The 4,130-nt window shown below is 56.4% G+C and carries 4 protein-coding genes; 3 read left to right on the plus strand and 1 reads right to left on the minus strand.

Going from position 1 to position 4,130, the window contains the following annotated elements:
- A partial coding sequence (locus H6F43_RS08545) for a pyridoxal-phosphate dependent enzyme (RefSeq protein WP_190342372.1) occupies positions 1-554 on the minus strand: 554 nt, incomplete at its 3' end.
- Between the two features lie 89 nt (positions 555-643).
- Here H6F43_RS08545 and H6F43_RS08550 point away from each other — a divergent pair.
- The 3 genes from H6F43_RS08550 to H6F43_RS08560 all read left to right on the plus strand — a co-directional run.
- Positions 644-898, plus strand: coding sequence for a hypothetical protein (locus tag H6F43_RS08550; protein WP_190342373.1), 255 nt, complete (start codon positions 644-646; stop codon positions 896-898).
- A gap of 368 nt (positions 899-1,266) precedes the next feature.
- Complete coding sequence (locus tag H6F43_RS08555) at positions 1,267-3,045, plus strand: TolC family protein (protein WP_190342374.1); 1,779 nt, start codon at positions 1,267-1,269, stop codon at positions 3,043-3,045.
- A gap of 30 nt (positions 3,046-3,075) precedes the next feature.
- Positions 3,076-4,130: M23 family metallopeptidase (locus H6F43_RS08560; RefSeq protein WP_190342375.1), on the plus strand; the 1,055-nt coding region annotated here is incomplete at its 3' end.

Here is a 4,130-nt window from a genome sequence, read left to right on the forward strand (position 1 = left end):
CAGCACACCAGCAGCAAATCCAATGGTCCCACCTCGTCTAGGAGCTCCTTTGCTGCTGTGCCCTGTCCGGCAATCACCTGCGGGTGATCAAACGGCGGGATCAGCGTCAGTCCTCGATCGGTGGCAAGCTGCTGTCCGAGTGATTCTCGCGATTCAGCCAGACGGTTGTAAAGCACAACCTCCGCTCCGTAGCCGCGAGTAGCAGCCAGTTTGACTTCGGGAGCGTCGTTCGGCATCACGATCGTCGTCGGGATGTTTAGCAACTTTCCGGATAGCGCGATCGCCTGAGCGTGGTTTCCTGATGAGAAGGCGATGACGCCGTGCTGTCGCTGCTGCGGAGATAGCTGCACTAGCGCATTGTAGGCACCCCGAAATTTGAATGATCCCGTCCGCTGAAAATTCTCGCACTTGAAAAACACCTCGCTTCCAGTGCGCTGATCCACGATCGTCGAAGTCAAAACGGGCGTGCGGTGAGCACGATCGCGCAGATTCTCAGCGGCAGTTTCAATATCGGCAAAGCTAACCAGAGTAGCGGCTTCAGAGGTGTCGGTCATAGCGCGAAATGAACCAGGCAGCGTAAGTAGACCATCTGCACTATTCTAATAAGTGAGTGCAACGTCGTTGATTCTTCTTGCGAGCAGCTATGAAAGAAACCGTGCTTGAGTGGTTGAATTTAACGCTGATGGCGGACCTGTTTTTTGTCCTGCTATGTTTTGGCTGGCTGGCGATCGCGGTAATTGGGCGTTCCACCGGTATCCCATTGGGGTTAGACGTGTGGTATCGCTTGTGGGAACCTGTCATGCAGCCCGCAATTGGCATTCTGATGGCAGGGGCAATTTTTAGCGGCTTGACGAGTTGGGTGAACAAGCGGTTGGATGAGCGATCGAGAGACCGCTAGTTCTAGCTGCACCAAACGCAGCATCACCCGACTGGATGAGTTGCCTGGATGAAGACGGCAACCGAGGCACCTGATGTAGAATAAGCCTCAATATGTAAAGTTTCTGATCGAACACGATAAACCCTTCAAAGGAGTTTATGGTTGCGATTCGATCGATCCTGATTGCGTTTTCATCCCCTGAAAGCTGCATTAGGTGCCCATTCCTCTGATACTATCGGTTTACTTAGAATGCTTTTATTTCCTGTGCGTAGCAGTTGAACGAGTTTTAATCAGCCGCGAAACTTTTTTGCCAAGGTTAGGTATAAACCAGTATTCTGCATAAGGTTGTTTCAGTTCGTTGATGAGTTCTCAGGATCGCAAGTAGCTTTATGCGAGCGTCTTTTCAGTTGATTTTGGTGGGTGTAGGAGCGTTAATTGCCGTCACCAGTGCGGCATCCGGAACGGCTCAAACCGTCTCTAATTCCTCGCAAAAACTAACCCAGTCCAGTCCGCCTAAACCTGTTTCAGCGTCTCCGACTAAGCGGTCCGGTGCTGACCGTGCAGCAGGCGCGCGAACGGCTCAGTCTTCTCCAGAACCGCCTGCTGGAACGCCCACTCAGCCTCCCACTCTAACTCCAAGAATCACCGAACCGTCTACGCCTGATCCCGGTCCGTCAAGGCCGATCGGTCCTGCCAAGCCGGGAGCACCCCCTCAGTACCTCGATCCTGATCCAAATCCACTTCGGTTCCCTACAAACCCCGATGAGGTGCGCCTACGCGGTGTGCAGCCGATCACGTTGCAGCAGGCACTGCAGTTAGCAGAGCGCAACAACCAAAACCTCCGCGCTCAGCGGCTTCAGCTCGATCGTAGCCGAGCCGGACTTCGAGAAGCGCGGGCAGCCGAACTGCCGACCGTAACCGCACAAACGGGCATTACGCGATCGCGCTCTGCAGGTGGACAGCTAGCTCAAGAAGCACAAGACCAGGCTAACCAGAACTTGCCCCCACTCATACAACCGTCGGAAAGTCGAGACACCGTCAACACCGCCCTCAACGGCACCGTTGGCATCAACTATGACCTATTTACCTCTGGGCTGCGCCCAGCACAAATTCGCGCTGCGCAGCGGCAGTTGCGCTCCGATGAATTGCAGGTAGAAATTACGCTGGAACAACTGCGGCAGGATGTCTCTAGCGATTACTATGACCTGCAAGAAGCGGATGAGAGCGTCCGAATCAACCAGGCATCGGTCCGAAACAACGAAATCAGCTTGCGAGATGCACAGGCGCTAGAGCGCGCTGGCTTGGGAACGCGCTTTGATACCCTGCGATTTGAGGTGCAGTTGGCAAACGCGCAGCAGCAGCTTCTAAATGCTCGATCGCAGCAGGAGATTCGTCGCCGACAGCTGGCGCAGCGACTCAGTGTTACAGCGGGGATCGACCTAGCGGCAGCTGATCCGGTTGATGTCGCGGGCACATGGGAACTGCCGCTGGAATCCAGCATCGTTCTCGCCTTCAAAAATCGAGCCGAGCTTGAACAGCTACTGGTACAGCGCGAACTGTCGGAGCAGCAGCGCAGAGCCGCGCTGGCAACGTTAGGACCCAACATTAGCCTGTCGTACCAGTACCAATTTCAGGACTCATTTGATGACAGCTTGGGCATTGCTGATGGCAACAGCATCTCGGCGAACGTCCGCTGGAATCTCTTTGACGGCGGTGCAGCCAGAGCCAGAGCGCGACAGCAAGAGGCAAACATTGCCATCGCTGAAACCCAGTTTGCTGACATTCGCAATCAGGTGCGCTTTCAGGTTGAGCAGGCGTACTCCCAACTGCGATCGAGCTTTACCAACATTGCCACCGCCAATCGCGCCTTGGAGCAAGCCAGAGAATCTTTGCGACTGGCGCGGCTGCGGTTTCAGGCAGGCGTCGGCACTCAAACTGAGGTGATCAATTCAGAAACTGACCTCACTCGCGCTGAAGGGAACCGCGTCACCGCTATTCTGACCTACAACCGCGCCCTTGCTGCGCTGCGACGCGCGATTACTAACCTGCCACCTGGAACAGGAACGTTGTCGACCGCTCCAAGTGCCTCGCCCACGACGACTCCAACGGCTCCAAGCATTTCGCCCACTACTCCATCCTCGCCCACGACGACTCCATCCTCTCCCTAGCTTGATTGGTAAACCTATAAGGACGCAACGATGATTCCGCATACCAGCGACCCGCACGATTCTGCTCGATCGCCCCACGCAGAAGACCGCTCCGTGAGACAAACTCTGCTGCGTCGAGGGATTAGTATCATCAGCGTTCTAGGAATGCTTAGCAGCGGTGCCGCTTGGACGCAGACGGCAGATGTGGCTCCGGCCCCTGTCCCAGTTGCACCTGCACCAACGCCGTCGGAACCCGCGGTTGAACCGTCTGTTTCAGTGGATGCGCCCGTCCTCAACGAGATTCCCAAAGAATCCTCCGCACCGATCGTCGAAGCGCCTGCTTCTGCACCAACTGCTGATGCGACAGAGCTCTACATTGACTCCACTCGCTACGACCTGGGTGCGACGCAGCGCAGCACCGACCAGCCAGCCATGCCTCGACCCGCCCTTTCGATTCCTGCTGCATCAACGGCGGCTGTTCCTACGGCTCCCACCAGCGTCTCGATCGGACCGCTAACGGTCAGCAGTTCTGGTTTGGGTATTGGACAGACGACACCCTCTGCCCGCAACTACTACAACCGCACGATTCGCCCCCCAGCGCTCCTTGGCAATGGCAATGTTCGCTTGATGTTTCCGCTGGCGATTCCGGCTCCAATTACGTCGGTGTTCGGCTGGCGCGTTCATCCCGTCACGGGCGATAGTCGCTTCCACTCTGGAACAGATTTGGGTGCGCCAATGGGCACGCCAGTCTTGGCGGCGGTTGCCGGACGAGTGGCGATCGCCGATTTCCTTGGCGGCTACGGTCTTGCGGTTACTCTCAACCACAGCAAGGACACGCAGCAAACCCTCTACGGGCACCTGTCAGAGATTTTTGTTAAACCAGGGGAATGGGTGGAGCAGGGTGCTGCAATCGGGCGTGTAGGCAGCACCGGGATGTCTACCGGACCCCACTTGCACTTCGAGTTTCATCAACTGACTGCTGGGGGCTGGGTCGCGCTTGATGCAGGTGCCCAGTTGGAATACGCGCTGGCACAGTTGATGACTGGCTTGCAGTTTGCGCAGAGCACACCCGGCAGCGTAATTGGCAGCTTCAACGGTGGTGTCGC

Origin of the sequence: Leptolyngbya sp. FACHB-36, from assembly GCF_014695955.1 — a bacterium.
GTDB lineage: Bacteria > Cyanobacteriota > Cyanobacteriia > Leptolyngbyales > Leptolyngbyaceae > FACHB-36.

Coding starts and splice junctions, on each gene's coding strand:
- H6F43_RS08550 (WP_190342373.1), top strand. CDS start 644: ATGAAAGAAACCGTGCTTGAGTGGTTGAATTTAACGCTGATGGCGGAC.
- H6F43_RS08555 (WP_190342374.1), top strand. CDS start 1,267: ATGCGAGCGTCTTTTCAGTTGATTTTGGTGGGTGTAGGAGCGTTAATT.